Origin of the sequence: Paraburkholderia sp. CNPSo 3274 (genome assembly GCF_024206475.1) — a bacterium.
Classification (GTDB): Bacteria; Pseudomonadota; Gammaproteobacteria; order Burkholderiales; family Burkholderiaceae; genus Paraburkholderia.
Map to the genome: position 1 here is coordinate 122,803 of NZ_JAMBPR010000007.1, position 26,423 is coordinate 149,225.

Annotated in this window: 24 protein-coding genes and 2 tRNA genes; 18 read left to right on the forward strand and 8 right to left on the reverse strand. The window is 66.7% G+C overall.

All coding sequences use genetic code 11. From position 1 onward, the window contains the following. Positions 1-52: 52 nt before the first annotated feature. Entirely contained in the window at positions 53-1,255 is a 1,203-nt protein-coding gene (pncB, locus tag M3I54_RS06845) for a nicotinate phosphoribosyltransferase (protein WP_254334092.1), read from the reverse strand. Between the two features lie 326 nt (positions 1,256-1,581). Between pncB and fdxA the strand changes: the two genes are divergently transcribed. The 8 genes from fdxA (at position 1,582) to M3I54_RS06885 (ending at position 5,943) form a co-directional block, all read left to right on the forward strand. Continuing rightward, positions 1,582-1,905, forward strand: coding sequence for a ferredoxin FdxA (fdxA, locus tag M3I54_RS06850; protein WP_028206706.1), 324 nt, complete (start codon positions 1,582-1,584; stop codon positions 1,903-1,905). Positions 1,906-2,050: 145 nt separating this feature from the next. Next, positions 2,051-2,126, forward strand: a tRNA-Asn gene (locus M3I54_RS06855). Positions 2,127-2,208: 82 nt separating this feature from the next. Continuing rightward, positions 2,209-2,284, forward strand: a tRNA-Asn gene (locus M3I54_RS06860). A gap of 107 nt (positions 2,285-2,391) precedes the next feature. After that, a complete protein-coding gene (locus M3I54_RS06865; protein ID WP_254334093.1) occupies positions 2,392-2,883 on the forward strand; it encodes a CreA family protein in 492 nt (163 codons plus the stop codon). A gap of 29 nt (positions 2,884-2,912) precedes the next feature. Beyond that, positions 2,913-3,860 (forward strand): AraC family transcriptional regulator, encoded by a 948-nt coding sequence (locus M3I54_RS06870; protein WP_254334094.1) that lies wholly within the window; start codon positions 2,913-2,915, stop codon positions 3,858-3,860. Between the two features lie 147 nt (positions 3,861-4,007). Beyond that, a complete protein-coding gene (locus tag M3I54_RS06875; protein ID WP_254334158.1) occupies positions 4,008-4,727 on the forward strand; it encodes an AzlC family ABC transporter permease in 720 nt (239 codons plus the stop codon). Beyond that, entirely contained in the window at positions 4,724-5,047 is a 324-nt protein-coding gene (locus M3I54_RS06880) for an AzlD domain-containing protein (protein ID WP_254334096.1), read from the forward strand. Before M3I54_RS06875 ends, M3I54_RS06880 begins: the two co-directional genes overlap by 4 nt. A gap of 134 nt (positions 5,048-5,181) precedes the next feature. After that, the gene (locus M3I54_RS06885) at positions 5,182-5,943 is read left to right on the forward strand and encodes a DUF4088 family protein (RefSeq protein ID WP_254334098.1); all 762 of its coding nucleotides are present in this window, start codon (positions 5,182-5,184) and stop codon (positions 5,941-5,943) included. 45 nt (positions 5,944-5,988) lie between these two features. Here the strand turns inward: M3I54_RS06885 and M3I54_RS06890 are convergent, their stop codons facing one another. Then, positions 5,989-8,247, reverse strand: a complete 2,259-nt coding sequence (locus M3I54_RS06890; protein WP_254334100.1) for an ATP-dependent helicase — start codon at positions 8,245-8,247, stop codon at positions 5,989-5,991. A 132-nt stretch (positions 8,248-8,379) separates the two neighbouring features. After that, complete coding sequence (locus M3I54_RS06895; RefSeq protein ID WP_254334102.1) at positions 8,380-8,880, reverse strand: hypothetical protein; 501 nt, start codon at positions 8,878-8,880, stop codon at positions 8,380-8,382. Between the two features lie 296 nt (positions 8,881-9,176). Between M3I54_RS06895 and M3I54_RS06900 the strand changes: the two genes are divergently transcribed. The 5 genes from M3I54_RS06900 (at position 9,177) to fumC (ending at position 15,584) form a co-directional block, all read left to right on the forward strand. Further along, positions 9,177-9,398 carry an RNA-binding S4 domain-containing protein gene (locus M3I54_RS06900; RefSeq protein WP_028206712.1) on the forward strand — a complete coding sequence of 74 codons (222 nt, stop codon included), beginning with the start codon at positions 9,177-9,179 and terminating at the stop codon, positions 9,396-9,398. Positions 9,399-9,543: 145 nt separating this feature from the next. Further along, a complete protein-coding gene (locus M3I54_RS06905) occupies positions 9,544-10,953 on the forward strand; it encodes an MATE family efflux transporter (protein ID WP_254334104.1) in 1,410 nt (469 codons plus the stop codon). A gap of 137 nt (positions 10,954-11,090) precedes the next feature. Next, positions 11,091-12,053: a bile acid:sodium symporter family protein gene (locus tag M3I54_RS06910; RefSeq protein ID WP_254334106.1), complete on the forward strand. Its 963-nt coding sequence runs from the start codon at positions 11,091-11,093 to the stop codon at positions 12,051-12,053. Positions 12,054-12,245: 192 nt separating this feature from the next. After that, complete coding sequence (locus M3I54_RS06915; RefSeq protein WP_375542102.1) at positions 12,246-13,922, forward strand: phospholipase D family protein; 1,677 nt, start codon at positions 12,246-12,248, stop codon at positions 13,920-13,922. A gap of 252 nt (positions 13,923-14,174) precedes the next feature. After that, positions 14,175-15,584: a class II fumarate hydratase gene (gene fumC / locus M3I54_RS06920; RefSeq protein WP_254334107.1), complete on the forward strand. Its 1,410-nt coding sequence runs from the start codon at positions 14,175-14,177 to the stop codon at positions 15,582-15,584. Positions 15,585-15,676: 92 nt separating this feature from the next. Here the strand turns inward: fumC and M3I54_RS06925 are convergent, their stop codons facing one another. The 3 genes from M3I54_RS06925 to M3I54_RS06935 form a co-directional block, all read right to left on the reverse strand. Further along, positions 15,677-16,180 (reverse strand): acyl-CoA thioesterase, encoded by a 504-nt coding sequence (locus M3I54_RS06925; protein ID WP_254316217.1) that lies wholly within the window; start codon positions 16,178-16,180, stop codon positions 15,677-15,679. Positions 16,181-16,306: 126 nt separating this feature from the next. After that, entirely contained in the window at positions 16,307-17,353 is a 1,047-nt protein-coding gene (locus tag M3I54_RS06930) for a GlxA family transcriptional regulator (RefSeq protein ID WP_254334108.1), read from the reverse strand. A 123-nt stretch (positions 17,354-17,476) separates the two neighbouring features. Beyond that, positions 17,477-17,623, reverse strand: a complete 147-nt coding sequence (locus M3I54_RS06935) for a hypothetical protein (protein WP_254334109.1) — start codon at positions 17,621-17,623, stop codon at positions 17,477-17,479. Positions 17,624-17,840: 217 nt separating this feature from the next. Here M3I54_RS06935 and M3I54_RS06940 point away from each other — a divergent pair, with 217 nt between their 5' ends. Beyond that, on the forward strand, positions 17,841-18,563 hold the full coding sequence (locus tag M3I54_RS06940; protein WP_254334110.1) for a helix-turn-helix transcriptional regulator: 723 nt from the start codon (positions 17,841-17,843) through the stop codon (positions 18,561-18,563). Positions 18,564-18,810: 247 nt separating this feature from the next. Further along, positions 18,811-21,297: a DUF6600 domain-containing protein gene (locus tag M3I54_RS06945; protein WP_254334160.1), complete on the forward strand. Its 2,487-nt coding sequence runs from the start codon at positions 18,811-18,813 to the stop codon at positions 21,295-21,297. A 97-nt stretch (positions 21,298-21,394) separates the two neighbouring features. On the opposite strand, the gene M3I54_RS06950 is transcribed toward M3I54_RS06945, so the two are convergent. Together M3I54_RS06950 and M3I54_RS06955 are read right to left on the reverse strand one after the other, a co-directional pair. Then, positions 21,395-22,366 (reverse strand): thymidylate synthase, encoded by a 972-nt coding sequence (locus M3I54_RS06950; protein WP_254334111.1) that lies wholly within the window; start codon positions 22,364-22,366, stop codon positions 21,395-21,397. Positions 22,367-22,690: 324 nt separating this feature from the next. Continuing rightward, entirely contained in the window at positions 22,691-24,076 is a 1,386-nt protein-coding gene (locus M3I54_RS06955; RefSeq protein ID WP_254334113.1) for a sigma-54 dependent transcriptional regulator, read from the reverse strand. 547 nt (positions 24,077-24,623) lie between these two features. Here M3I54_RS06955 and M3I54_RS06960 point away from each other — a divergent pair. The 3 genes from M3I54_RS06960 (at position 24,624) to M3I54_RS06970 (ending at position 26,413) form a co-directional block, all read left to right on the forward strand. Continuing rightward, entirely contained in the window at positions 24,624-25,166 is a 543-nt protein-coding gene (locus M3I54_RS06960; protein ID WP_254334115.1) for a hypothetical protein, read from the forward strand. Positions 25,167-25,286: 120 nt separating this feature from the next. Beyond that, positions 25,287-25,787: a complement resistance protein TraT gene (locus M3I54_RS06965; protein ID WP_254334117.1), complete on the forward strand. Its 501-nt coding sequence runs from the start codon at positions 25,287-25,289 to the stop codon at positions 25,785-25,787. Next, positions 25,784-26,413, forward strand: a complete 630-nt coding sequence (locus M3I54_RS06970) for a hypothetical protein (RefSeq protein ID WP_254334119.1) — start codon at positions 25,784-25,786, stop codon at positions 26,411-26,413. The genes M3I54_RS06965 and M3I54_RS06970 overlap by 4 nt, the downstream gene beginning before the upstream one ends. Positions 26,414-26,423 lie beyond the last annotated feature (10 nt).

Consider the following 26,423-nt stretch of genomic DNA (forward strand, 5'->3'; position numbering starts at 1 on the left):
CCTGCGATCTGCGGGTCTCGTGTGCGCGTTTTTCAGCCGTTTTTTCAGCCGCTTATTTGCCCGCGCACTCTTCCTCCACGGGCTGCTCGATGCCGAACACCTGGCGCAGATAGGCGAGATAGGCCTTGTCGTCGCACATGTTCTTGCCCGGCGAATCGGAGAGCTTGGCGACGGGCTGACCGTTGCAGCGGACCATCTTGATGACGATCTGCAGCGGCTGATAGCCCAGGTCGTTGGTGAGATTCGTGCCCACGCCGAACGCGAGGCGGCAGCGGTCGCCGAAACGCTCGTACAGGCGCAGCACCTTGGGAATGTCGAGCGCGTCCGAGAAGATCATCGTCTTCGTGCGCGAATCGCAGCGGTTGTCCTCGTAGTGCTTGAGCAGCCGCTCGCCCCACTCGAACGGATCGCCCGAGTCGTGCCGCGCGCCGTCGAAGAGCTTGCAGAAGTACATGTCGAAGTCGCGCAGAAAGGCCTGCATGCCGTAGACGTCCGAGAGCGCAATGCCCAGGTCGCCGCGGTATTCCTTCGCCCACATCTCGAAGCCGAAGATTTGCGAGTCGCGCAGACGCGGCCCGAGCGCCTGGCACGCCTGCAGGTACTCATGCGCCATCGTGCCGAGCGGCGTGAGATTGTGCTTCATCGCGTAGTAGACGTTGCTCGTGCCGGTGAACTGCTCGCCGAGATCGTCCTTGAGCGTGAGGATCACCTCCTCGTGCCAGCGCTTCGAGAAGCGGCGGCGCGTGCCGTAGTCGGCGATCTTGCAGTCGGCGAATTCGGGCTTCGCGCCGAGCAGCTCGATCTTGTGGCGCAGGCGCTCGCGCCCCTCCTCGTACTGCGGATGATGCTGCGTATTGCGGAAATACACCTCGTTGACGATGGCGAGCACCGGGATCTCAAAGAGGATCGTGTGCAGCCACGGCCCCTTGATCTCGATGTCGATCTCGCCATTGCCTTTGGGCGACGCCGTGACCGAGATGTACTTTTCGTTGAGGTGAAAGAGCGCGAGAAAGTCGATGAAGTCGCTCTTGATGAAGCGCATCTTGCGCAGGTAGTCGAGCTCGGTCTCGGCGAAGCGCAACCTGCACAGCTTCTGGATCTCGCTGCGGATCTCGTCGACGTAGGGCACGAGATCGACGTTCGGCGTGCGGCAGCGGAAACGGTATTCCACATTGGCCGCGGGGAAATGATGCAGCACCACCTGCATCATGGTGAATTTGTAGAGATCGGTATCGAGCAGCGAAGTAATGATCATGATGGGCCAGCCGGACTGCAATCGGATAGCGCCCGCGAAGCGGGAACCGGACACGCTGCCGGGCAGATGCCCCGCAGCGGCTCCGGGCGGCAGGCGCCAGCGGTGCGCCCATGTTACCCGAATGCCTGCGCGCGCCGCGTGCCCGCCGGCACGGCCCCTCGCGCGCAAGGGGTAAAACGTTGCGGATCACCCTATCTTATAAACTAATCACGAAACGATCTAAGGACGGTTGTGGGCCTGTGGTTGGGGTAATTCCTCATCAGTTACAATACCGCTTTTGGCGAATCGCCATCCCCCGATACAAAAAGCTTGCAGGAGCTGCCTGAATGACTCACGTTGTGACCGAAAGCTGCATCAAGTGCCGCTATACCGACTGCGTCGATGTGTGCCCGGTGGACTGCTTTCGCGAAGGTCCCAACTTCCTCGCGATCGACCCGGACGAGTGCATCGACTGCGCCGTGTGCGTTGCCGAGTGCCCGGTGAATGCCATTTACGCCGAGGAAGACGTGCCTGGCGACCAGCAATCGTTCATCGAACTGAACGCCGACCTCGCGAAGGGCTGGCCGAGCATCACCAAGACCAAGGCCCCGCTGCCGGAAGCCGACGAATTCAAGGACGTGAAGGACAAGCTCGCGCTGCTCGCACGCTAACCGCGCGCTGATCGCTTGTTCGGGGTGTCGCCCCGTCGCATTTGTGGACAGTCCCTCGCGCAGCGGATTGCTCCTAAACAGATCGCGACAGGGTATTGACAGGCCCAGCCAGACCCCATAGAATCTCGTTCTCTGCTTTTGTTGATCCCCGATAGCTCAGTCGGTAGAGCGCCGGACTGTTAATCCGTAGGTCCCTGGTTCGAGCCCAGGTCGGGGAGCCAAGATTCGCAAAAGCCCGTTCGTGTTGATCACAGCGCACAACGGGTTTTTTTATGACGTAAAGCGTTGTAGCTGTACTGCTGTTCCCCGATAGCTCAGTCGGTAGAGCGCCGGACTGTTAATCCGTAGGTCCCTGGTTCGAGCCCAGGTCGGGGAGCCAAAATATCGAGGGGTTGCGTGTTTGCACGCAACCCCTTTTTCTTTTGGTGCGCGCGTTGGCACGCCGCCCTCCCCGATAATGTCGCTTCGTCATCTTCGGGAATCCGCATGAAAACCACCCGCCTTGCCGCTCGCCTCGCGCGCCCACTCCTCGCCTGCGCAAGCCTCGTCGCCTTCGCCGCCGCCCACGCCGAGCAGATCGGCAGCGTGAACACCAACTTCCGTGTGACCGGCTCGGACAAGGTCGTTGTCGAGGCCTACGACGATCCGCAGGTACAAGGCATCACCTGCTACGTCTCTCGCGCACGCACGGGCGGCGTGAAGGGCACGCTCGGCATTGCGGAAGATCCGACCGAGGCATCGATCGCGTGCCGGCAGGTCGGGCCGATCTCGTTCGCAGGTCCACTCAAACAGCAGGCCGACGTCTTCAACGAGCGCATGTCGCTCCTCTTCAAGACGTTGCACGTCGTGCGCGTGGTCGACGCGAAGCGCAACGCGCTCGTGTATCTGACCTACAGCGACCGCGTGGTGAGCGGCAGCGCCAAGAACAGCGTCTCGGCCGTGCCGGTGCCGGCGGGCACGACGATTCCGCTGCGCTAAACTGGGGATCTGTGCAGGATCCCTTCACCATGACCGATTCCCGTTTTCGAGACTCCGCCCGCTACTGGCGCACGCCGCTTCTGCCCGGCGCGGATCTCGTCACGGCCGAATACAACGCGCATACGTTCGCGCCCCACTGGCACGAGGCCTACACGATCCCCGTGATCGAGGGCGGCGCGGAATGCTTTCGCTATCGCGGAACGCAGCATGTCGCCGGAACGGGCAGCGTTCCGGTCATCAACCCCGGCGAGTTGCACACGGGCTCGCGCGCCGTCGAAGAAGGCTGGAGCTATCGGGTCATGTACGTGCCGATCGACTTCCTGCACGAACTCGCCGGCGAAATCGCCGGGCGCACGCAGCCGCTGCCGTGGTTCGACGCCGAGGTGATCCACGATCTCGATCTCGCGCGCAGGCTCTCGCGCGCCCACCGTCTGCTGGAAGCCGACGCCGACTGGCGGCGAGCCGCGGCCCTGCCGCAATCCAGCGCAAGCGCCAGTTTGGCTGGCGTGGCGGCGCTTCCCGCGCCTTCCGGTGCGCCGCATTCGGCACCGCCTTCAGCGCCGTGTTCCGATCTGCTCGCCGTGGAAGGCTCGCTGCTCGACGCGCTCTCGACGTTGCTCACGCGCTACGGCCGCACACGCGAGGCGGCGCTCAAGCATGGCCCGAACGACCCGCGCGTGGAAACGATGAAAGCGCTCCTCGCCGCCGATCTCGCCACGCCGCTGCGCGTGGCCGATCTCGCCCAGGCGGTCGGCCTTTCGCCGTTTCACGCGACGCGGCTTTTCACGCAGGCAACCGGACTGCCGCCGCACGCCTGGCGCACGCAGCTGCGCCTGCAACGCGCCCTCGCGCCGCTGCGCGAAGGCGCCACGGTCGCCGATGTCGCCGCGGCGAGCGGCTTCACCGACCAGAGCCATTTCACGCGGCACTTTCGGCGTATGTTCGGCGTGCCGCCGGGGCGCTGGCAGTCGTCCTGAAGGCGCCAGCCCGCGTCCCGCCGCAAGAACGTACAAGCCACGCGCACCGCCGCCCGCTATGCTGTCCCCTTGTATCAGGAGGACAGTTTGACCACGCATCCCAATCGCTTTGCCGAATTCATTGCCGGCGCGCGCGACACGATCCCCATGATGATCGGCGCCGCGCCGTTCGGCGTGATCTTCGGCACGCTCGTCACCTCGGGCCCGCTTTCGCTCTGGCACGGCCAGTTCATGTCGCTCGCCGTGTTCGCCGGCTCCGCGCAGTTCATCGCGCTCGGGCTGATCGCTTCGCACGCGAGCTTCGCGGTGATTCTCGCCACCACGTTCATCGTGAACCTGCGGCACGTGCTCTACAGCGCGACACTCGCGCCTTATGTCTCGCACCTGCCGCTGCGCTGGCGCCTGGTGCTCGGCGGCCTCCTCACCGACGAGGTCTTCGCCGTCGCGTGGGCGCATTTCCGCCGCCATCCGCCCGGCGACGACGTCTCGCCGTGGCATTTCCTCGGTTCGGGGCTCTCGATGTACCTGAACTGGCAACTCTGGACCGCAGCTGGCCTGTTGTTCGGCGCGGCGTTCCCGGGTCTGCAGTCGCTCGGCCTCGACTTCGCGATGGTTGCGACTTTCATCGCCATCGTCGTGCCGCAGCTAGTTGCCTTGCGCTACCTCGCCGCCGCCGCGACTGCGGGCGCGCTCGCCTTTTTCTGGCAGGGCTGGCCGTACAAGCTCGGGCTGCTCGGCGCCGTGCTCGCGGGCGTGGTCGTGGGTGTCGTGCTCTCGCGCCCAGGTTCCTCGCGCGGCGCCCGCGCCGGCAGCGAGTCCGCCCGCAAGTCCCCCAACGTCCAACGCACCGCAGGAGCCGGGCAATGAACTACATCGTCCTGATTCTCGGCATGGCCCTCATCACTCTGGTCATTCGCACTGCGGTGTTCGTGCTCGGCGACCGGCTGATGTTCCCGCCGCTCGTGCGCACCGCGCTCGGCTTCGTGCCCGTCACCGTGCTCACGGCCATCATCGTGCCGATGGCGGTGTCGCCCCACGGACAGGGCGCCGAGCTGACCTGGCGCAACCCGCAGCTCGTCGGCGCGCTCGCGGCGATCGTCGTCAGCGCGCTCACGAAGCGCCCGCTCGTCACCATCGCGGTCGGGCTCGGCGTGTTCTTCCTCTGGCAAGGCGTCGTCCTGCACTAGAGCCGCCCCTCGCCGCCCGCGCTCAAGTTTCACCCCGGCCCGCCGTTAAACCCGACAAGGCCTGCCTTGGCAGGTCACTGCTCGAACGGCGAGAGCACGCGAGAAGCGATAAGGATTACACCGGGGCAACCACAATGGGGCATATCACCCTCAACCTGAAGGACGAAACGCTTGCGTCGCTGCGCAAGGACTTCGACGCGTTCCTGCGCGTCTCGCTCAAACTTGACCCGCAGTTCGCCACGCCGGAATTCGAGGATTACCTGCGCGCGAAGCTGCTCGACAACATGACGCCGCTCACGGAGCACGCCGTCCAGCGGCTCCTGCAAGGCGGCCAGTACGCGTGGGCCAAGCGCACGCTCGACAAGGAATTCCCCGAGGTCGTCTCGATCCTGATGCGTCAGGCGGGCGAATTCGGTTTCGGCTTCGCGTCGCGGCCCGAATGGACGCCCGACGAACTCTCGAAGCAGTGCCGCGACTGGGCGGCGGCCATCGTGAGCGAAGCGCAGGGCGACGACTCGCTGGTCGATCCGCTGGCGGCGCAGATCAAGTCGGGCGTGCAGGACATCCAGGCGCTCGAAGAGTCGATGCAGACGCCCGCGTGGCGGCTCACCGAGTCGCTGCGTCAGCGTGTGTACGAAGCGAAGATCGGCTGCGAGCAGGCAACGGGTAGCGCCGCGCGCGAGCGTCTGGGCGAACTGCGCGGGCTGCTGAGGCTCGGCGTGACGCATGGCGTGTTCCAGAAGCAGGAAGCGCAACAGATCATGGAGTATCTGCGCCTGCTCAAGCCCGAGATTTTCGTCGAGGAGCCCGACGACGTCTTCACGCGCCTTGCCGCGTGGATGCGCAACTTCTTCATGCCGCCGCAGCGCGGCACCGCGCGCGAGCAGAGGCGCTGAGCGCTGGCGCGCCGCCTGAAAACGGCGCGCGCCCGGCTCGCCCCCCTAATCCCACATCTTCCTGAGCTTCGCGGCGATCACGACCTTCGCCTGCGCGGCGGCGGCGAGTCCAGCCGCGCTCGGCACGCTCGCCACGGGCGCGGGCGGCCACGCGCACGATTCGAACAGCGGCAGCATGGGCGTGGCGATGAAGCGCGTGCGCGAGGCCCACACGTGCCGGTCGCCCGACGCCACCTGGTTGTGCACATAGAAGCGCTGCGGCACGACGATGTGCAGATCCTCCTTCGCGCGCGTCATCGCGACATAGAGCAGCCGCCGCTCCTCCTCCAGCTCCTCGTCGCTGCCCGCGCCGAGATCGGACGGAATGCAGCCGTCCACGCCGTTGAGCACGAACACGTTGCGCCACTCCTGACCTTTCGCCGAATGGATCGTCGAGAGGATCAGATAGTCCTCGTCGAGCAGCGGATCGGCGGATTCGGCGCTCGTCGCGTCGGGCGGATCGAGCGTAAGTTCGGTGAGAAAACGCTCGCGCGAGGCGTAGGTGCTCGCAATGCTCTCCATCTGCAGCAAGTCGGCGAGACGCACCTGGGCGTCTTCGTGATTGCGCTCGAGATGCGGCTCGTACCAGCGGCGCACGCGCTCGAATTCGGCGGGCCACGGCGTTGAGCGCATGGAGAGGCTGTCGATGAGCGATGCAAACGCGGGCCAGTCCTCGGCCGCGCGCGGCGGCGGCGCGAAAGCCGCGAGCGCCTCGGCGGCGCGATACGCGCCCGTGCACGCGGCCACCTGGTCGAGCAGGCGCGCGGCGTTCGCGGGCCCGACGCCCGGCAGCAATTGCGTCACGCGAAACCCCGCCACACGGTCGAGCGGATTCTCGGCCCAGCGCAGTACCGCCAGCACGTCTTTCACGTGCGCGGCGTCGAGAAAACGCAGTCCACCGAACTTCACGAAAGGGATATTGCGCCGCGCCAGTTCGATTTCGAGCGTTGCGCTGTGATGCGCCGCGCGAAACAGCACGGCCTGCTGTTTGAGTTTCATGCCCGCTTCACGCGCCTCCAGGATCTGCTCGACGACATAGCGCGCCTGGGTTGCCTCGTCGGCCACGGTGACAAGGCGCGGGCGCTGCTGCGAGGGGCGGTCGGTCCACAGGTTCTTGGTGAAGCGCTCGGCAGCGGCGTCGATCACGGCGTTCGAGGCTGCGAGGATCGGCGCCGTCGAACGGTAGTTGCGCTCGAGCGTCACCTGACGCGCAGGCGGGTCGAACTGCGCCGGGAAGTCAAGAATGTTGCGCACGGTCGCGCCGCGAAACGAATAGATCGCCTGGGCATCGTCGCCGACTACGGTGAGGCCGCGGCCATCGGGCTTGAGCGCGAGCAGGATCGAAGCCTGCAGGCGGTTGGTGTCCTGGTATTCGTCGACGAGGATGTGGTCGAAGCGTCCCGCGAGATCGGCGGCAATGGTCGGCTCCGCCGCCATGTGCGCCCAGTAGAGCAGCAGGTCGTCGTAGTCGAGGACGTTCTGCTTCTGCTTGGCGTCCACGTACGACGCGAACAGCGCGCGTAGCTGCGGCTCCCACTCGAGGCACCACGAGAACGAACGGTTGAGGACGTTCGCGAGCGAATCGCCCGTGTTGACCGCGCGCGAATAGATCGCGAGGCAAGTCGATTTCGAGGGGAAGCGCTTTTCCTTCGCAGACAAACCCAGTTCGTGGCGCACCAGATTCATGAGATCCGCGGAATCCTCGCGATCGTTGATCGTGAACGCCGGCGAAAGGCCGATGTGATCCGCATACTCACGCAACAACCGCGCGCCCACGCCATGAAAGGTGCCCGCCCAGGTGAGCCCTTGCGCTAGCACGGCGGCCGCGCCTGGCGCGCCGGCGGCGATACGCGCCACGCGCCTCGTCATTTCCTGCGCGGCGCGCCGCGAGAACGTGAGCAGCAGAACGCGGTGCGGGTCGGCGCCGCCCGCGATCAGATGCGCGACGCGATGCGCGAGCGTATTCGTCTTGCCCGACCCGGCGCCCGCGATCACGAGCAGCGGGCCCGGCAGCGCCGAACCCGGCGCGTAGCCCGCTTCGCCGCCGTGCTCGACGGCCTCGCACTGCGCGTCGTTGAGTTTCGCGAGCCATACGGAAACGGCATTGGCCGCATCGGCGCGCGCCTGGCTGGCGTCGGAGGCGGAGGAATCGGCAACGGAAACGGTGGACACGGCGGGCGCTGGGACGATGAACGTGGCGAATCGGGACGGAGCGACGCATACTGTATATCCATACACCCTGCATCCGCAAGCGCCTGATTCCATGGCGATCTGGCGGGATTTAACGACAACGCCATCAAGCGAAGCGGCGGCGCCCGTTGCCGAATGCCGCCGCTGGAAGCCCTGCCAAAGGCCAGCGCCCAGCAACACGCGGGCGCCACCGGCATCAGCCGCTCGTTACTGCGACTGACTGCCCTGCTGCTGGGCCGACATGCCGTTCATCTGGTCCTTCATTTCCGAGTCGTTGGCCTGACGGTCGGCCTTATGGTTGATCTTCGCGTCCTTCACCTGCGCCTTGTACTGCGACTTCGCCTGCTTCTTCGCGTCGCTGTACTCCGCGTTCGCCGACTTCTTCGCGCTGCGGTATTCGGCATTCGCCGCGGCGTTCGCGTCGCGCTTTTGCACCAGCGGGTCGGCGGACTGCGGTGCAGTCAGGGCCTGCGGCGCGGGCGCGGGTTGCGCGATCCCAGCAGCCGCCGGCGCCTGGCTCGGCGCGTGGCCAGTCATCTGGGCCGGGCCAGCACCCGGCGCGCCGGAAGGCGCCATCGTTGGGGCTTCGCCGGCCTGTGTCGCGCCCTGGGTCGCGTTTTGGGCATACGCGCCCTGCGCGAATACGGCGGCAGTGGTCACGGTGGCAAAAGCGGCGGTAGCAGTGAGCAGCTTGCGAATCTGGGTCATGGCGTATCCTCTTTGCAGTGGTTCCGAAGGCGCTTTTGCGGTGGGCAAGCCCGCCACAGCCGCGCCCCCGCTCGATTGAGCCGCGTAAGCAAAAATTGAGCGGCGCTGTCGATCCGGGTGAAACCATTTTGGTATGAAGATCGCCGTGGGGTCCCGCGACGTTACTCAACGTTTCATTTTCTGACGAATTCATAACATGTGGCCCCAAGATGTGACACGCGCTGGGGGAGCCCGCCATCGCTTATGATGCTCACCCTTCGCGCGCTTGCCGCACGCCTTTCGAATTTCAATCCGCCATGCCCAACCTCGATTTCACGCTGACCGGCGACTACGTCGAACTGCACAACCTCCTCAAAATCACCGGACTCGCCGACAGCGGCGGCTCGGCCAAGCAGATCGTCGCCTCGGGCGCGGTGAAGGTCGACGGAGAAGTCGAGCTGCGCAAGACGTGCAAGATTCGCGCGGGCCAGGCCGTGCTGCTCGGCGACACGCGCATTGCCATCAAGGCGAGCGAGTGAACCACCCTGGAACTTGTCCGCAGGCGCCAGCTATGCACCAGATTTGAGCAGCTGGATCGACAAGGTCGCTGTCTCGCAATAAGCTTTCAGTTTTGACAGACGAACCCTACCGCGCGGCGCGCTTTTCTCGCGCCGCTTGTTTTTCATGACTCGAGCCACGCTCTCCCGCCGCGCCCTTTCCGCGCCCCCCACGCTGCGCCGCCATGCCGCCGACACCGCCCGCCTGGCCGGGCCGCTCGCAATCGCCCAACTCTCGCAGATGGCGATGAGCGTGACCGACACGGTACTGCTCGGTTCGCTCGGCGCCGACGCGCTCGCCGCGGGCGGCCTTGGTGCGAACATGTTCTTTGTGGTGGTCACCGTGTTGCAAGGCGTGCTGACTTCGGTGAGCGTGAGCGTCGCGCAGGCGCGCGGCGCCGACGACGAAAGCCACGTGCCGCACATCTACTGGACCGGTTTCGCGCTGTCCCTGCTGCTCTCGGTGCCGGCGTTCGCGTTGCTCTCGTTCGCCGAGCCGATCCTGCGTGCCCTCGGGGAGCCGACGCTGCTCGCGCACCACATTGGCGAATACACCGCCGTGCTGCGCTGGGGCGCGCCCGCCAGCCTCATCGGCGTGGGGCTCATGCGCTCGTTCCTGCCCGCCATCGGCGCGGCGCGGCGCCTCCTGTGGGTGTCGATTGCGTGCGTGTTCATCAACGGCTTTCTGAACTTCGGGCTGATCCACGGTGCGTGGGGCCTGCCGCGCCTCGGCTTTCTCGGCTCGGCGGTGGCGACGACCATCACCGTGTGGCTCACCGCGTTCGTGCTGATGGCGCTGCTGCACCTGCGGCCTTCCCACCAGCATTTCGTCGTCGCGCGTCGGCCTACGGCACCGCTGATGGGCGAACTCTTCACGATCGGCTGGCCGGTTGCGATCACCTATGCGGTCGAGGCGACGCTCTTTCTCGCCACCGGCCTGCTCGCGGGCCTGCTCGGCGAAACGCCGCTCGCGGCGCACCAGATCGCCCTGAACGTCGCCTCCGTCACGTTCATGGTGCCGCTCGCGATCGGTCAGGCGGCCAACGTGCGCGTGGGTTACTGGTCCGGCGCGGGTGCGCCGCGCGCGGCGCGCCATGCGGGCTTCGTCGCGCTCGGGCTCGGCGTCGGCTTCATGTCGCTCTCGGCGCTCGTGATGGTGCTTGCGCCGCACTGGATCGTCGGGCTCTACCTGCATCTCGACGACCCGGCCAATGCGCACACGGTCTCGCTCGCCGCCACGCTGCTCGGCGTAGCGGCCATCTTCCAGATCGTCGACGGCGCGCAGACCGTGGGTTCGGGCTGCCTGCGCGGCCTGAAAGACACGCGCGTGCCGATGCTCGCGGCCACGCTCGGCTATTGGGGCATCGGCTTTCCGCTCGGCTACGCGCTCGCGTTTCACTTCGGCATGGGTGCGCTCGGGCTCTGGTGGGGGCTGGCGGCCGGGCTCACCACGGTCGCCGTGCTCATGACGTGGCGCTTTCACCGGATGAGCCTGCGCTCGCAGGCTCACGCCGCCACGGCGAGCCGCGCGGGCTGAAGCGTTCACTTAACCGGCCGGGCCGCACCGGCGCGACCGGTTAAAATACGCGCCTGGCTCCGCGAGCGCCGCCGGCCACCCCGGCACCGCTTACCGCACGAGAACACATAACGAACCCACTCACGGACCACCCCTTCATGCTTGCCCCGATTACCCGACTCTTCCCGCTCTGGGCTGTCCTCGTTTCGTTGCTGGCCTACTTCGATCCGGGCCTCGTCGCGCCGATCGCGCCACACGTCACGACGCTCCTGATGATCATCATGCTGGCGATGGGCGTCACGCTCTCTTTCGCCGACTTCCAGCGCGTCTTCACGCGGCCCGCGCCGGTCGCGGCGGGCATCTTCCTGCACTACCTCGTCATGCCGCTCGCCGCCTGGGCGATCGCCAAAGTGCTGCACATGCCGCCCGATCTCACCGCGGGCATGGTGCTCGTGGGCAGCGTGGCGAGCGGCACGGCATCCAATGTGATGATCTATCTCGCGCGCGGCGACGTCGCGCTGTCGGTGACGATCAGCGCGCTCTCCACCCTGGTCGGCGTATTCGCGACGCCGCTCCTGACGCGCCTTTACGTCGATGCCTCGATCGTCGTCGACGTGCACGGCATGCTCATGAGCATCCTGCAGATCGTCGGCCTGCCGATCGCCATCGGCCTCGTCGTGAACCGCCTCGCGGGCTCCCTCGTGCGACGCGTCGAGCCGGTGCTGCCGCTCGTCTCCATGGTGTCGATCCTCGCGATCATCGCCGCCGTGGTGGGCGGCACGCATGCCAGCATCGCCACGGTCGGTCCGCTCGTCGCGCTCGGTGTGGTGCTGCATAACGGCATCGGCCTGCTCGGCGGCTACTGGGGCGGCCGCCTGCTCGGCTTCGACGAGTCGGTGTGCCGCACGCTGGCCATCGAAGTGGGCATGCAGAACTCGGGCCTGGCCGCGACGCTCGGCAAGCTCTACTTCTCGCCGCTCGCCGCCCTGCCGGGCGCGCTCTTCTCGGTGTGGCACAACCTCTCGGGCTCGCTGCTCGCCGGCTACTGGGCAGGCAAGCCGGCGCGCGGCAGCACGCGCGCTGCGCAAGGCGCCCCGAACGCGTCGCCCGAGCGCGGTTGATCGACGCGGTGGCCGGGCGCAAGCGCCGAGGACGTTTCCCGCCGCGCTGAAACGTCAGTTGCATGCGGCCCGGAAATTGCGACCACAGCGTGCCCGCCGCCGCAAGCCAGGCGGGCCGCTTCCCGTAAAATCTTCGTGAAGCCGTGCAATGAAAACGAACCATCACGCGGCGCGCCGCCATGGAGAATCCGTTTGCCCGCGCATCCCGCCCCATCCGAAGCCGTTACGCAACGCGTAACCTCGCCTTACGCCTCGCTGCGCGCCCCACTGCAAGCCCTCTTCGCGCTCGTTTGCCTCGCGCTGGTTGCCGGTTGCGCAACGCGCCCGCCCGCCACCGACTACCCGCGCGAGACGAGCGCGGCGCTACCGGCGCAGCAAGCCAGCGCCACGCCGCTCGGCGCGGCGCTCGCCGCACCCATTGCCGCTCATCCGGACGAATCGGGCTTCCGCCTGCTTGCCACCGGCACGGACTCGCTGCAGATGCGCGTCGCGCTCGCACGCGCGGCGGCGAAAACACTCGACATGCAGTACTACATCGCCAACGAGGACACCACCGGCAAGCTGCTGCTCGGCTCGGCGCTCTATGCCGCCGATCGCGGCGTGCGCGTGCGCATGCTGGTCGACGACCTGAATTTTCACGACATCGACCGCCTGATGGCCGCGCTCAACAGCCACCCGAACATCCAGGTTCGGGTGTTCAATCCGTACGGCAGCACGAGCGAATCGATGTACCTGCGCACGCGCAACTTCTTCACGAGCGTCGACCAGTTCACGCGCCGCATGCACAACAAGGCGACGATCGTCGACAACGAATTGGCGATCGTCGGCGGCCGCAATCTCGGCGACGAGTACTTCAACGCGAGCCCGACGATCGACTTCCGCGACCTCGACGTGCTCACGGCGGGCCCAGTCGCGCAAAGCGTCTCGGCAAGCTTCGACGAGTACTGGAATAGCTCGATCTCCTACCCCTTGAGCGTGCTCAATCATCAGAAGTTCGACGCACACGATCTGGACACCGCGCGCGACGACCTGCGCAAGCACTGGCGCGAGAGCGCCGAACCCTACAACGCCAAGCCGCTCAACGCCACGCCGCTCGCGCAGCAGATCACGGGCAACGCGCTCGGGCTCGTCTGGGCGAAATGGGAGTTCGTGGCCGACTCGCCCGGCAAGATCGCGGGCGCCGAAAAAGGCGAGCTGGGCGACGCCATGCGCGCGCTGCTCGACCACATCCATCAGGCGCACAGCAGCGTACTGGTGTTCTCGCCGTACTTCGTGCCGCACGACACGGGCGTGCAGACCATCCGCACGCTCACCTCGCACGGCGTACGCGTGGCGATCCTCACCAATTCGCTCGCCGCCACCGACGCCGTTGCGGTGCAGGCCGGCTACAGCCCCTACCGCGTGCCGCTGCTCGAGGCCGGCGCCGAGCTCTACGAGTTCAAGCCGCAGCAGGGCGAGCACCCCGACCAGCGGCGCTTCGGCGTGGTCGGTTCGCGCTCGCGCGCGAGCCTGCATGCCAAGGCCTACGTGATCGACGAAAGCACGCTCGTGATCGGCTCGCTCAATCTCGATCCGCGCTCGGCGCGCCTGAACACCGAGCTTGCGCTCACCGTGGAGAGTCCGCAGATCGCGCATCAAGTCGCCGACCTGTTCAAGCGCGCGACTTCGCCGCAGCTGAGCTACCACGTCACGCTCGCGACGCCCGCGCAACTCGCGCAGCTTCAGGGCACGACGGTCAACTCGTCGCTCGTCTGGACCGACGAAGAGAACGGCGTGATCCGCACCTACAACCTCGATCCTGGTGCGGGTTTCTACAGAAATGTGCTAACCGGGCTATTCTTGCTGTTGCCGGTCGATAGCCAACTGTGAAGCTGCTGTGAACGCCGTCGGCCGTGCGATAGCGATGTCGTACCATCCGCCGTCGAGCCAGCCGCGAAGCCGCCTCATCGCCACGCGCGGCGCGCCTTCGCAGCGGCTGCGCATGCGCTTTCATCGCGTCTGTCACGCCCAGGCGCCGCGCCGCCGCAGCCCAGCCACCACGCGGATCCGAACCCGTCACGACAGCGGCGCCTTCGCATGCAATGCAAGCGGGAGACGCCGCCTCAATCACCGGAGTATCAAATGAGCGCAAGCAACGAAAACGTCCGCATGGAGCGCGACACGTTCGGCGAGATCGCCGTGCCCGCCCAGCAGCTTTGGGGCGCGCAAACGCAGCGATCCCTGCAGAACTTCCGCATCTCCACCGAAAAGCAGTCGCCGGAACTCATCACCGCGCTCGCGACGATCAAGCGTGCCGCAGCCGAAGTCAATCTCTCGCTAGGCGTGCTCGACGAGACCAAGGCGCACGCGATCATGCAGGCCGCCGACGAGATCATCGCGGGCAAGCATCCGGGCGAATTCCCGCTCGCGGTCTGGCAAACGGGCTCCGGCACACAAACCAACATGAACCTCAACGAGGTGATTGCGAACCGCGCGAGCGAAATTCTGGGCGGCGAGCGCGGCGAGGCGCGCAAGGTGCATCCGAACGACGACGTCAACCGCGGCCAGTCGTCCAACGACGTGTTCCCGACCGCGATGCACGTGGCCGCCGCCTACGGCATCGTCAAGCATCTGCTGCCGGCGCTCAAGACGCTGCGCGATACGCTCGACACGAAGGCCAGGGCTTTCGCCGACATCGTGAAGATCGGCCGCACGCACCTGCAGGACGCCACGCCGCTCACGCTGGGCCAGGAGTTCTCGGGCTACGTCGCGCAGCTCGATCACGGCATCGAGCACGTGGAATCGTCATTGCCGCATCTCTACGAACTCGCGCAGGGCGGCACGGCCGTGGGCACGGGCCTGAACGCGCATCCGCAGTTCGCGCACAAGGTGGCGGAAAGCATTGCGAAGCTCACGGGCATACCCTTCGTCACGGCGCCCAACAAGTTCGAAGTGATGGCCGCCGCCGACGCGCTCGTGTTCGCGCACGGCGCGCTCAAGACCGTGGCGGCGAGCCTCATGAAGATCGCCAACGACATTCGCTGGCTCGCGAGCGGTCCGCGCTGCGGCCTGGGGGAATTGTCGATTCCCGAGAACGAGCCGGGCAGTTCGATCATGCCGGGCAAGGTGAACCCTACGCAATCCGAAGCGGTAACGATGCTTTGCTGCCAGGTGTTCGGCAACGACGTCGCCGTGAACATGGGCGGCGCGAGTGGCAACTTCGAGCTGAACGTGTTCCGCCCGATGATCGCGCACAACGTGCTGCAGTCCATCCGCATGCTCGCCGACGGCGCGCTCAGCTTCAACGATCACTGCGCGGTGGGGATCGAACCGAACCGCTCGCGCATCGACACGCTGCTCAATGAATCGCTGATGCTCGTGACGGCGCTCAATCCGCACATCGGCTACGACAAGGCCGCGCAGATCGCCAAGAAGGCGCACAAGGAAGGCACCACGCTCAAGGCCGCCGCGCTCGCGCTAGGACACGTGACCGAGCAGCAGTTCGACGAGTGGGTGAAGCCCGGCGAGATGGTGGGCAACGCGAAGAATTAAGCTTTATTCGAAGGGCTGAAATGCAAAACGGGCGGCGTGGTTCATACCTTCGCCGCCCGTTTTTCATGCTGCCGCAACAGCGTGCCTACGCATCAAACCTGCCCTTTCGCCACTTCCTCGGGCTTGAGTTCGACGATCGCGTCGAGCGCTTCCTTCACGTCGAGCGCGTACTTCGCGAGGCGCTTCTGCTCGTCCGTTTCCGGCACGTACGTCGGCACGGGAATCGGATTGCCGTTTTCGTCGACGGCCACGAACACGATCAGGCAGTCCGTGGTGAGGCGCAGCTGGCCGCTCTTCGGGTCGCCGGCGTGCACGGTGATGTGAATATGCATCGACGTGCGGCCCGTGGCGACCACGCGCGCGCGCAGCTCGACCATGTTGCCGACGAGAATCGGCCGGCGAAAGCGGATATTGCCCACGCTCACTGTCACGCAATAACGGCCGGACCAGACCGCGGCGCACGCATAGGCCGTCTCGTCGATCCACTTCATCAGCGCACCGCCGTGCACTTTGCCGCCGAAGTTCACCGAAGTCGGCTCGGCGAGGAAGCGGAACGTCGTTTCCGAACGGTCCAGCGGCTGGGCAGGCGTCTTCATCTCGGCTTGGCTCATGGCGAAAAGCCGCGTACGGCGGCTCATATTGTGGGGTAATGAGGCGTTGATTATACGAGGGCAATAAGACAGACAGTCGCAGCCGCTTGCGAAACGCCATCTGCGGTGTTTTTAGCTCGCCGCGAATCGCGCCCGATAGTCGAGCGGCAGCACGCCATAAGACCTTTCGAACGCGCGCCGCAGATTCTGTTCGGTGCCGAAACCGCAGTCGGCCGCAATGCGCTTGAGCGGCCGGCGCGACTGCACGAGCGCGTGTGCGGCGGCCTCCACCCGCATCGCCGCGACCGTGCGCGCCGGGGTGCGCCCCACCGCGTCGACGTATCGGCGCGCGAAGGTACGCGGGCTCATGCGCGCTTCTTCGGCCAGGCGCTCGACGCTCAACTCGCCGTGCAGATTGGCAGCCATCCAGCCGTGCAGCGCGTCGAACTCCGCGCCCGCGGTGGCCTGCGCCGCGAGCGCCTCGCTGAACTGCGACTGGCCGCCGGGCCGCTTCATGAACACGACGAGGCGGCGCGCCGCCTGCATCGCGACCGCATGGCCGCAGTCCTCCTCGATCAGCGCGAGCGCGAGATCGATGCCCGCCGTCACACCTGCCGACGTCCACACCACGCGGCCGTCGCGCTCGTCACGGATGAAAATCGGCTCGGGATCGACTTCGACGCGGGGAAAGCGCCGCGCGAGCTGGGCTGCGTTGCGCCAGTGCGTGGCGGCGCGGCGGCCGTCGAGCAGGCCGGCCGCGGCGAGATAGAACGCACCCGTGCAGACCGACGCAACGCGGCGAGCGTGCGGCGCGGCCGCCGCGATCCAGGCGACGAGTTCGGGTTGCAGCGCGGTGGTGTGGTCCGCAGTGTCGTAGATAGGCACGCCGGGCACGATCAGCGTGTCGATCGTGGCGGGCTCGAGCGAGTCGAGCCGCTCGGTGACGATGGGCATGCCCGCGAAGGTGGGCAGCACGCCGCCAGCGACCGAGGCGAGCGTCGTGCGGTAAGCGCACGGCTCGCCACCGCTTGTGCAGCTTGTGCCGCTCGCTGCACGCATCGCCAGCTCGGCGCGCCAGAACGCCTCGACGGGACCGCAGGCGTCGAGCAGCACGAGCTCGGGCGCAACGGCGAACACGACATGGCGTTCAGCGGCATGGGACGACGGTTGAGACGGCATGGCGGCGAACTCGGTGCTGACGATACGGCCGTATCATCGCACGCACGCGGTTGGCAGTCTGGTCAAAGTGACATCAAATACTGCCAGTCAGTCGGCAGGGACCACGGGATGACCCCTGGCCGCTCACTTGTGGAACGTGACGCCCTCGTCGATCGTGCCGTACATCGTGATGCCGCTCGCGCTGCTCGACGACGGCGCGGAACCGCCTGCACAGGCGGCGCACAAGGCGGCGAGCGCGGCAACGGCAAAAAGAGCCAGGAAGCGTTTCATAAAAGGGCAAGCCATTCGCGTGAATAAACGATTTTAGCGCGGCGCTCCCCTGCGTCGCAGTACGTACCGCTGCAGGCAATGCTTTGGGCCACATCGCTGGGCCATCGAGCGGCTGCAATCGACACTTCATCGTAGACTGAAACGTCGAATGCGCCATTTCGCTAAAGTAACGGTGTGGGCGACATCAGCCGCCATCGCAAGCCAGCAAGGAGCCGCCATGAACCTCCCCGCCACCGACGAATCGAGCCACTTCCCGGGCCTCGCGCGCGTTGCCGCGCTGCTCGCCGATCCGGGCCGCGCCGCCATGCTATGGGCGCTGATGGACGGCAGCGCGCGGCCCGCGGGCGAACTCACGATGATCGCGGGCCTTTCGCCTTCGGCGGCGAGCGGCCACCTCGCGCGCCTGACCGACGGCGGGCTCCTCGCGCTCGACGTGCGCGGCCGCCACCGCTATTACCGGATCGCTACCCCCGAGATCGCCGCGGCGATCGAGGCGCTCATGAACGTCGCGCATGTGTCCAACGCCGGCACCTCGCAGCGCCCGGCGCCGCGCCCCGCGCGTACGGTGCCGCTGGAAATGCGCCATGCGCGCACCTGCTACGACCACATGGCCGGCGAAGTGGCCGTGCAGGTGTTCGAGCGCCTCGTGGACGGCGGCCTGCTGGTACGCGACGGCGACACGCTCGAAGCCACGCCCGAGGGCGCGGCGCGTCTCGCGGCATGGGGCGTGGACGTGACGGCGCTGCGTGCGCGGCGGCGGCGCTTCGCCTGCACCTGCCTCGACTGGAGCGAGCGCAGGCCGCACGTGGGCGGCGCACTCGGCGCGGCGCTGCTCGATTCGTGGATGCATGGCGGCTGGATCGAGCGTACGAGCCGCCCGCGCGTGTTGCGCATCACGCCCAAGGGACAGCGGGAGTTCGATGCGATCGTCGGCGCTTGAAGCACCTGGTAGCACCGGGTGCGCGCGCCGGATTAACTGACAAATACCCGACAAAATCACCGTTTTCGCGCGCAAAAATGCGCGTTCCGCCCGCGGTCACACGTTCTGTTACATCTGGTGCATAAGCCTTAACAAATCCGTGTGCATGGAAACAAGCCCGCCAGATACAGTGCCCTGCATGGGATGGCACCAAGCGCTAATGCGTCAAGGTACACAAGCGCCAGATCCCATCGACAGGAGAACAATGATGACGACGCGCACACCTACGCTCACCCAGTTTCGCCGCACCTCGCGCCGCACGCTGTTTGCGCTCGCCGCGCTCGCGGCGCTGAACCTCGCCGCCGCGCCCGCGGCCTTCGCGCAGGAGGCGCCCCCCGATGCCGCGACCGCCCCCGCCGCCACGGGCGGCGATCCGCCGAGCCGCGTCGCGCGTCTGGACTACATGGCCGGCGCCGTGACCACCGAGCCGGCCGGCGCGAGCGACTGGTCGTACGCGCAGCTCAACCGCCCCCTCACGACCGGCGACCAGCTCTGGAACGACGCCAATGGGCGCTCGGAACTGCACATCGGCTCGACGGCGGTGCGCCTCGGCGCGCAAACGAGCCTCGACGTCCTGAATCTCGACGATCAAACCTCGCAGCTCAAAGTCGCGCAGGGCACGCTCTCGACCCGTGTGCGTGAAGTGCCGCCCGGCACCTCGTATGAAATCGACACGCCGAACCTCGCACTCGGCGTGACGAGCCCCGGCGACTATCGCGTGGATGTGGCGCCCGACGGCAGCAGCACAACCGTCACCGTCCGCAGCGGGAGCGTGACGGTGTACGGCGAAAACGGTCAGACGCCGATGACGGCTGGCCAGCAAGTCCGCTTCGCCGGCACCGACCTGCAGCAGGTGGCAAGCGACCAGGCGCCGCCGCCTGACGCCTTCGATCAGTGGGCGCTCGCGCGCGACGCCGCCGAGGACCGCTCGGTCTCGGCGCGCTATGTCTCGCGCGACGTCCCGGGCTACCAGGACCTCGACAACAACGGCACCTGGCGCAGCGACCCGCAGTACGGCGAAGTCTGGACGCCGAACTCGGTGCCCGCGGGCTGGGCGCCGTATCACGACGGCCACTGGGTTTGGCAGGCGCCGTGGGGCTGGACGTGGGTCGATGACGCGCCCTGGGGCTTCGCGCCGTACCACTACGGCCGCTGGGCTCACGTCGACGATTCGTGGGCGTGGGTGCCCGGGCCGATCGTCGAGAGCGCGCCGCCCGTCTATGCCCCGGCGCTGGTCGCGTTCGTGGGCGGCGGAGACGGTGGCACGGACTGGGGCGTCAATCTCGCGGTGGGCGGCGTCGCAGCCGCCGGCGTCGCCTGGTTCGCACTCGGACCGGGTGAACCGTGGCATCCGCACTCGGGTGGCTGGAGCCCGCACTACTACGAGCGCGTGAACCAGACTGTCGTCAACAATTACCGGCGCGACGTCAACATCACGAATATCAACGTTCACAACACCTACGTGAACTATCGCGCGCCGGGTGCGGTGACGGCTGTGCCGGCCACGGCGTTCGTCCACGGGCAACCGGTCTCGCGGTTCGCGCAACGTGTCGATCCGCAGCAATGGCGCAATGCGCACATCGATCCGGGCACGCCCGGCATCGCGCCCGTGAAGGGCAGCTTCGGGCCCAACATGCGACGCGCCGACTACCGCCCGCCCGCGGCGCTCAATCAGCGCCAGGTCGTCGCGACGCGCGCGCCTGTCGCGCCGCCCGCGTTCCACGACAACCTCGCGCAACGCTTCGCCCATGCCGGCGGCACGGTGCCGGGTGCAGGCGCGCCCGTGGTGCGCGTCCCGGCGGCGGCGCATGCGCCCTCCTCGCCGTTCTCTCCGGCCGCTCATGGCGCGTGGCCCGCACAGAACGTGCGCGTCGTGCCGCCGCATTCACCGGTGCTTGGCGCGACCGGCAGGCCGGCTGGCCCGCAGATGCAAGCCGGCCGTCCGGGTATGCCCGGCGGCGCGCCCCAACCGGGCGCCGCGGCGGCCAACGCCATACCGCGTGGCCCCGAGCATGGCCAGCCGGGCATGCCGCCCGCTGCCGCGCAGGAACATGGCGTGCCGCGTCCACCGCAGATTGCGGGCCGGCCCGGAGGCAGCGCGCCCGCAGCCGGTCAGCCCGGCCCGGGCGCCATGAACGCGGCGCGCGGCGAAGCGCATCAGCCAGCCTGGACGCAGCCGCACGCGGCGATGGCCACGCGTGGCCAGCCGGGCGGCAACGAGGCAGGCAGACCGCCCGCCGTCGCGATGCAGGAGCAGCGTGACGCGGCGCGGGCCCAGCCGCAGGCGCAAGCGCAGCAACGGATGCCCGAGCCGGCCGCGGCGCAACACGGCCCGCAGATGCCACCGCAAGCCGAGGCGCGGCCGGCGCAGCAGCCCGCGGCGCGCCCCGAGTTCCATCCGCAGGCGCAAGCTCAGCCGCAGCCGCAACAACGTGCTGAGGGCCGTCCGCAGCCGCAGCCCCAGCCACGTCAGGAATTCCACCCGCAGCCGCAACCGCAACCGCAGCAGCGCGCCGAAGCCCGTCCGCAGCCGCAACCGCAGCCGCGCCAGGAATTTCATCCGCAGCCCCAGCCGCAGCAGCACGCGGAGGCTCGCCCGCAGCCGCAGCCCCAACCGCGTCCTCAGCCGCAGCCCGCGCCGCATCCGCAAGAGCGCGCAAGCGGCAACAATCACGACGATCACCACCACGGCTGATCGCCGCGCCATCAACGAAAAAGCCCGCGAACGTCGCCGTTCGCGGGCTTTTTTTCATGGCGCGGTCATACCGGCCACTAACGGGATTGCAATCGCATCATACCGCCATCGGCGCGGTGAGCGGCTCGTGATGCCGGTAGTCGACGAGCGAGAAGTCGGACGGCTCCGCCTTTTCGAGCCACTCCGGCTCGTAGACGCCGGTCTTCGCGTACTCGGGCACGCGCTCGGAGATGGCCAGACGCGGGCTCGCGTACGGCTCCCGGCGCAGCTGCTCGTTCAGCATATCGAGCTGGTTCTCGTAAATATGCGCGTCGCCGATGAAGTACGTGAACCAGCGCGGCGTATAACCCGTCAACCGGCCCACGAGGTGCAGCAACACCGCGCCTTCGGTCAGGTTGAACGGCGTGCCGAGGCCCACATCATTGCTGCGGATATAGAGGCACAGCGAGATCTCACGCTTCGTCGGGTTCGGCAGGAACTGGTACAGCAGGTGGCAAGCCGGCAACGCGATCTCTTCGAGCACGGCCGGATTCCAGCCATGAAACAAAATTCGCCGGTCGGTCGGGTTGCTCATGATCGTATCGAGGCACTGGCGCAACTGGTCAACCGCTTTGTAGAGCAGCACCTTGGGGCGGCCATCCCCGGAAAATTCCGCCACGCGCGCGTAGCCGCGCGATTGCGCGTCGGCGAGCTGCGCGGCGGCATCGGCGTCGAGCACCTTGTAAGCTGGCCAGCGCCGCCATTGCACGCCGTACACGTCGCCCAGGTCGTCCGTGCCCTCGCGGTACGGGTTGGCGAGCCACTGGGCGTTCTCGTTCGCGTTGGCGTCCCAGACCTTGCAGCCAAGCGCCCGGAAGTCGGCTGCGCTGCGCGAGGCGCGCAAAAATCCGATCAGCTCGCCCACCGCCGACTTGAACGCCAGCTTCTTCGTCGTCACCGCGGGAAAGCCCTCCTGCAGGTCGAAGCGCAGCATGGCGCCCGGCTGGCTGATCGTGCGAATGCCGGTACGGTTTTCCTGCCAGGTGCCGGTGTCGAGAATCGAGCGGACGAGCTCGAGATACTGTTTCATGCGCGGTTCCCTCGTCGGGCACGTGACGCCCGGTTCGGATTCAGGATGGAAAAGGAGGATTCTACCCGGCGCGCGTGTCGCGGGTCGGCCGCGCCGAAAGCGCGAGCCCGTCACGCAACGGGGACAAGGGCAGGACGCCCACAGGACGGGCTACAACGAGCCCAACGAAATGCTCACGGCGCAACGAGGCGCGGCGAGATGAACCGCCATGGCAATGGCCAGGCAAAAGCGACGGCACGCGGTCAATGCGCAGAGCACGAGAGCACCGCTCGCCTCAATCAACGTCAGTCAATCTCGATCAACCTCAAGCAGCCCCACCCCACCTCAACCGCCCGAAGCCAGGCCGCCCGGATGCGGCGCGAGCGGCTCGCTCTCCATATGGCGCATGCCATGCGCGCACAAGAGCCGGTACAAGGTCACGCGCGAGATGCCGAGCTCCTGGGCGGCGTCGCCAAGGCGGCCGCGATGGCGCAGCAGCGCGAGTTCGATGGCCTGGCGCTCGGCGGCTTCACGCGCCTGGGCAAGCGAGACCGGCACCACCTCGACGTAGTCGCCGAGTTCGAGATCGCGCGCCGTGATCGCACGGCCTTCCGACATCACGATGGCGCGCCGCACGCGGTTGATCAGTTCGCGCACGTTGCCGGGCCAGCTGTAGTTGTGCAGTGCCGCGATGGCGTCGGGCGAAAAGCCGCGCAGGCGCCGGCTGCCGTCCTTCTTGAAGCGCTCGAGCATGTGCCGCGCGAGCAGCTCGATGTCCTTGCCGCGCGCGCGCAGCGGCGGCTCGTCGATCTGCAGCACGCACAGACGGTGATACAAGTCCTGGCGAAAGCGCCCTTCCACCATCGCCGCGCGCATGTCGACGTGCGTGGCCGAGATGATCCGCACGTCCACGGGAAGCGACTGATGACCGCCGAGGCGCTCGATCTTGCCTTCCTGCAGGAAGCGCAGCAGGCTCGCCTGGCTTTCCATGGGCAGATCGCCGATTTCGTCGAGAAAGAGCGTGCCGCCGTTGGCCGATTCGACCCGGCCGACCTTGCGCTGGCTCGCGCCCGTGAACGCGCCGCGTTCGTAGCCGAACAGCTCGGACTGCAGCAGATGCGGGGGAATGGCGCCGCAGTTGATCGGCACGAACGGCGCACTACGCCGCGACGAGCGCTCGTGGATTGCGACTGCCGTGAGTTCCTTGCCCGTGCCCGACTCGCCCGAGATGAACACCGGCGCATCGGTCAGCGCGACTTTGCGGATCGAGCGGAACAGCGCCAGCATCGCCTCGCACGAGCCGACCATTTCGCCTTCGGTGCCGCCCGTCGTATCGTTCGAGGCGACCTCGCCGAGCGAAACCATGCCATACGCGTGGCCGACGGAATCGACGATGCGATCGCCGTTCCAGGGGACCGTTACGTAATCGAAACAGTAATCGCGCACCAGGCGGCGCAGCGTTGCGTCCTGCAATTGCCCGGTCGTGGTCGCAGCGACCCAGCCGACGTTGGGCAGCGTAAGGCACGGCTCGAACGAGCCGATTTCATGCAGATGAAATTCGCTTGAAAGATCGAGCAGACCCCCCGCAGGCATACCCGCACGGAGCGCGCGCCGCGCGTCCCGCGCGTTGCCGACGATCTCCACCTGCCAGCCACGCTCGTGGAACCGTTCGTTCAACGCTTCGACCGGTTTTCGCGTCACGTACACCAATTGCCGCGTTGCAGGTTCCATTATTCAGATCCTCTTGCCAACACCATCGTTTGGAAATGACGGCACGCACCTGAATGTACAGACACGCAGCAAAAAGCGACTTTCGCGTACCTGAAAAAACAGTGAACGCGCATGCTTTTGCTGACAGTGAATCCCCGAGTTGTGGCGTGTGTGTCAACTTGCCCAGTTGCGGGCTTTTTCTTTTAGGCGTTACGGCTTTTTCTGAAGCTTACTATAGCCTCGTGGCACTTGGATAGAATTTATGCAATAGGAATGCATAAGGGACTGATGGAAATGTTTCCACCACTTCCGGATATTTTGTCAGTGCAGAAATAATTACAGATGTTTCCATTCTCTGAATAGTTAAGCGTTTGGCGCGCAAACGTTCTCCTTTGAAACCGGTATCGCATTCCAAACGGGTTTAAACGGCCTCACGTTTCAGTGCTGAAACATTTTGGCGAATATCCGCCATTCAAAATTTGCAGAAAATAGTGCGGTTCGAAGCGTATCAATGGATTGCGGGCGATGGCACACGTTTCGCTAAATGTCTCGCACCAGGAGATACGCCATGCGACTCAACATCCAGCAGGTCCGGCGCAGTGTCATCGGCTACGGCAGCGCGTGCGCCGCCATGCTCGTTCCCGCCGCCCTCCTCGTCCTCTCGCCGGGTGCTCGCGCACAGGTGGTGAACGATGCGCCTGCCACGCCAATCGCAGTCGCCAGCGTCGCGAACGCCGCCACGGATGTCGTTCCTGCAACACCTGTGGCACTCGTTCCCGCCACGCTCGAAGTGAGCGCGCCGGCCGGCGACGCCAGCTCGACCGGCACAGACCCGGCCACCGCCACGGCCGCTAGCGCCCACGCCCCGGCCGACCCCGTCGCCTTTGGCAACGACGGCGCCTTCGCGGGCATCGGCTCTCTCGACGACCAGACGCTTTCGCGCCAGCGCGGCGGCGCCGTCGGAATGGTGATGGTGGCCGCCACGCCGCTGATGCGCGGCAGCAACAACGTGACGCTCTGGGACGAAATCGCGCCGCCTGCACCGCTGCCGATCCCCGTCGACGCCACCCAGAACGCGCAGGGCAACGTAGCGAGCTACACGAGAAAGTAATGCTGAGATAGCACCCGTGCCGCTCGCGGCGCGGTGTCCGGTTCGGTGCGAATGCGCGAAGCCAGGACAAAAGGACCGGACAAGGCGCCATGCGCCGATTCCGGCCAGGAGGAGACCAGCATGAGAGCACGCAACTCGACGCGCGGCGCAAGCCGCCGCTCGGTCCAGGTCGCCGCCGCCCTGTGCGGCGTCCTGGCAGCGAGCGTCACGGCGGGCGTGGCCGCCCAACAGCTCACGAACCCCGGCGACGTCATCGTCGAACGTGACATCACGCCGCGCAGCGCCTTCGACAACGTGCCGAAGACTCAGGACCCGGTGCTCGTGCGCGCCACGACCTTCCCCAAGAACAGCTTCGACCCGGCGATGGCGACGCTCGTCACCGACACGGATCTCACCAACGCGCACGGCTCGAGCGGCGTGAACGCGAATGGCGCACTGAGCGCGCAAACCGCTGGTGTCCAGGCGCTCACGCGCATTCTCACGGGCAGCGCGACCGGCGCGAACGTGGCGGCCGGCCCCGGCGCGAGCGCCGGCGTCGGCGCCGGCCTCGGCGGCACGATTTCCTCGACGATCACAGGCGCGCTCGCCCCACTTTCGGGCGCCATGGGAGGCATGAAATGAGCCGTTCGACCCAAACGTCACGCACGTTGCGCACGGCGCTTACCAGCGCGCTCGCCTGCGCCGCCGCGTTCGCCTTCGCCGGCGTCGCGCAGGCCCAGGTGAGCGTCGGCGCGACGGCAAGCATCGCCCCGGGCGCCGCCACGTCGACGACCGGCGCGCTCACGGTGAACGAAACCGCGGGTGTCGACAACGCGCAGGCCAACCAGCTGACGATCACGACCGGCAACGTGTCGATCAACGTGAACGGCGACGACCAGCTCGCCAGCGTCACGGCGCGGCTCAAAGGCGCGAGCGCGACGATAGGTGCGGGAGCTTTTGCAAACACGAACGGCGCATTGATGGTGAACCAGTCGGCGGGCGTGGGCAATATCCAGCGCAACACTGCTCTCATCAGCAGTGGTGCGATTGGTGTGGTGGCGGTCTCGGACGGGGAACTGTCCGCGGCGGCTGCCAAAAACGGCGGTCAGGGGCAAATGGCCCAGGCAGGGGGCATTCGTGAGGTACGCATCGACAATGCGGCATTCAGGAATGCGACGGGCCTCGTGCAGGTGAACCAGACGGCCGGCGCCGGTAACGCTACGGCAAACAGTTTTGTGCTCCGTCCCCCGGCGGGCACTCTTTTTTAACTGACCACTC

What these genes read in the sequence shown, in the direction of transcription:
- M3I54_RS06900 (WP_028206712.1), top strand. Translation starts at nt 9,177, where the DNA reads ATGCCCAACCTCGATTTCACGCTGACCGGCGACTACGTCGAACTGCAC.
- M3I54_RS06960 (WP_254334115.1), top strand. Translation starts at nt 24,624, where the DNA reads ATGCGACTCAACATCCAGCAGGTCCGGCGCAGTGTCATCGGCTACGGC.
- M3I54_RS06930 (WP_254334108.1), bottom strand. Translation starts at nt 17,353, where the DNA reads ATGCCGTCTCAACCGTCGTCCCATGCCGCTGAACGCCATGTCGTGTTC.
- M3I54_RS06970 (WP_254334119.1), top strand. Translation starts at nt 25,784, where the DNA reads ATGAGCCGTTCGACCCAAACGTCACGCACGTTGCGCACGGCGCTTACC.
- M3I54_RS06870 (WP_254334094.1), top strand. Translation starts at nt 2,913, where the DNA reads ATGACCGATTCCCGTTTTCGAGACTCCGCCCGCTACTGGCGCACGCCG.
- M3I54_RS06895 (WP_254334102.1), bottom strand. Translation starts at nt 8,880, where the DNA reads ATGACCCAGATTCGCAAGCTGCTCACTGCTACCGCCGCTTTTGCCACC.
- M3I54_RS06890 (WP_254334100.1), bottom strand. Translation starts at nt 8,247, where the DNA reads ATGGAATCAGGCGCTTGCGGATGCAGGGTGTATGGATATACAGTATGC.
- pncB (WP_254334092.1), bottom strand. Translation starts at nt 1,255, where the DNA reads ATGATCATTACTTCGCTGCTCGATACCGATCTCTACAAATTCACCATG.
- M3I54_RS06880 (WP_254334096.1), top strand. Translation starts at nt 4,724, where the DNA reads ATGAACTACATCGTCCTGATTCTCGGCATGGCCCTCATCACTCTGGTC.
- M3I54_RS06955 (WP_254334113.1), bottom strand. Translation starts at nt 24,076, where the DNA reads ATGGAACCTGCAACGCGGCAATTGGTGTACGTGACGCGAAAACCGGTC.
- M3I54_RS06905 (WP_254334104.1), top strand. Translation starts at nt 9,544, where the DNA reads ATGACTCGAGCCACGCTCTCCCGCCGCGCCCTTTCCGCGCCCCCCACG.
- M3I54_RS06940 (WP_254334110.1), top strand. Translation starts at nt 17,841, where the DNA reads ATGAACCTCCCCGCCACCGACGAATCGAGCCACTTCCCGGGCCTCGCG.
- M3I54_RS06935 (WP_254334109.1), bottom strand. Translation starts at nt 17,623, where the DNA reads ATGAAACGCTTCCTGGCTCTTTTTGCCGTTGCCGCGCTCGCCGCCTTG.
- M3I54_RS06875 (WP_254334158.1), top strand. Translation starts at nt 4,008, where the DNA reads ATGATGATCGGCGCCGCGCCGTTCGGCGTGATCTTCGGCACGCTCGTC.
- fdxA (WP_028206706.1), top strand. Translation starts at nt 1,582, where the DNA reads ATGACTCACGTTGTGACCGAAAGCTGCATCAAGTGCCGCTATACCGAC.
- M3I54_RS06965 (WP_254334117.1), top strand. Translation starts at nt 25,287, where the DNA reads ATGAGAGCACGCAACTCGACGCGCGGCGCAAGCCGCCGCTCGGTCCAG.
- M3I54_RS06885 (WP_254334098.1), top strand. Translation starts at nt 5,182, where the DNA reads ATGGGGCATATCACCCTCAACCTGAAGGACGAAACGCTTGCGTCGCTG.
- M3I54_RS06925 (WP_254316217.1), bottom strand. Translation starts at nt 16,180, where the DNA reads ATGAAGACGCCTGCCCAGCCGCTGGACCGTTCGGAAACGACGTTCCGC.
- M3I54_RS06945 (WP_254334160.1), top strand. Translation starts at nt 18,811, where the DNA reads ATGACGACGCGCACACCTACGCTCACCCAGTTTCGCCGCACCTCGCGC.
- M3I54_RS06865 (WP_254334093.1), top strand. Translation starts at nt 2,392, where the DNA reads ATGAAAACCACCCGCCTTGCCGCTCGCCTCGCGCGCCCACTCCTCGCC.
- fumC (WP_254334107.1), top strand. Translation starts at nt 14,175, where the DNA reads ATGAGCGCAAGCAACGAAAACGTCCGCATGGAGCGCGACACGTTCGGC.
- M3I54_RS06910 (WP_254334106.1), top strand. Translation starts at nt 11,091, where the DNA reads ATGCTTGCCCCGATTACCCGACTCTTCCCGCTCTGGGCTGTCCTCGTT.
- M3I54_RS06950 (WP_254334111.1), bottom strand. Translation starts at nt 22,366, where the DNA reads ATGAAACAGTATCTCGAGCTCGTCCGCTCGATTCTCGACACCGGCACC.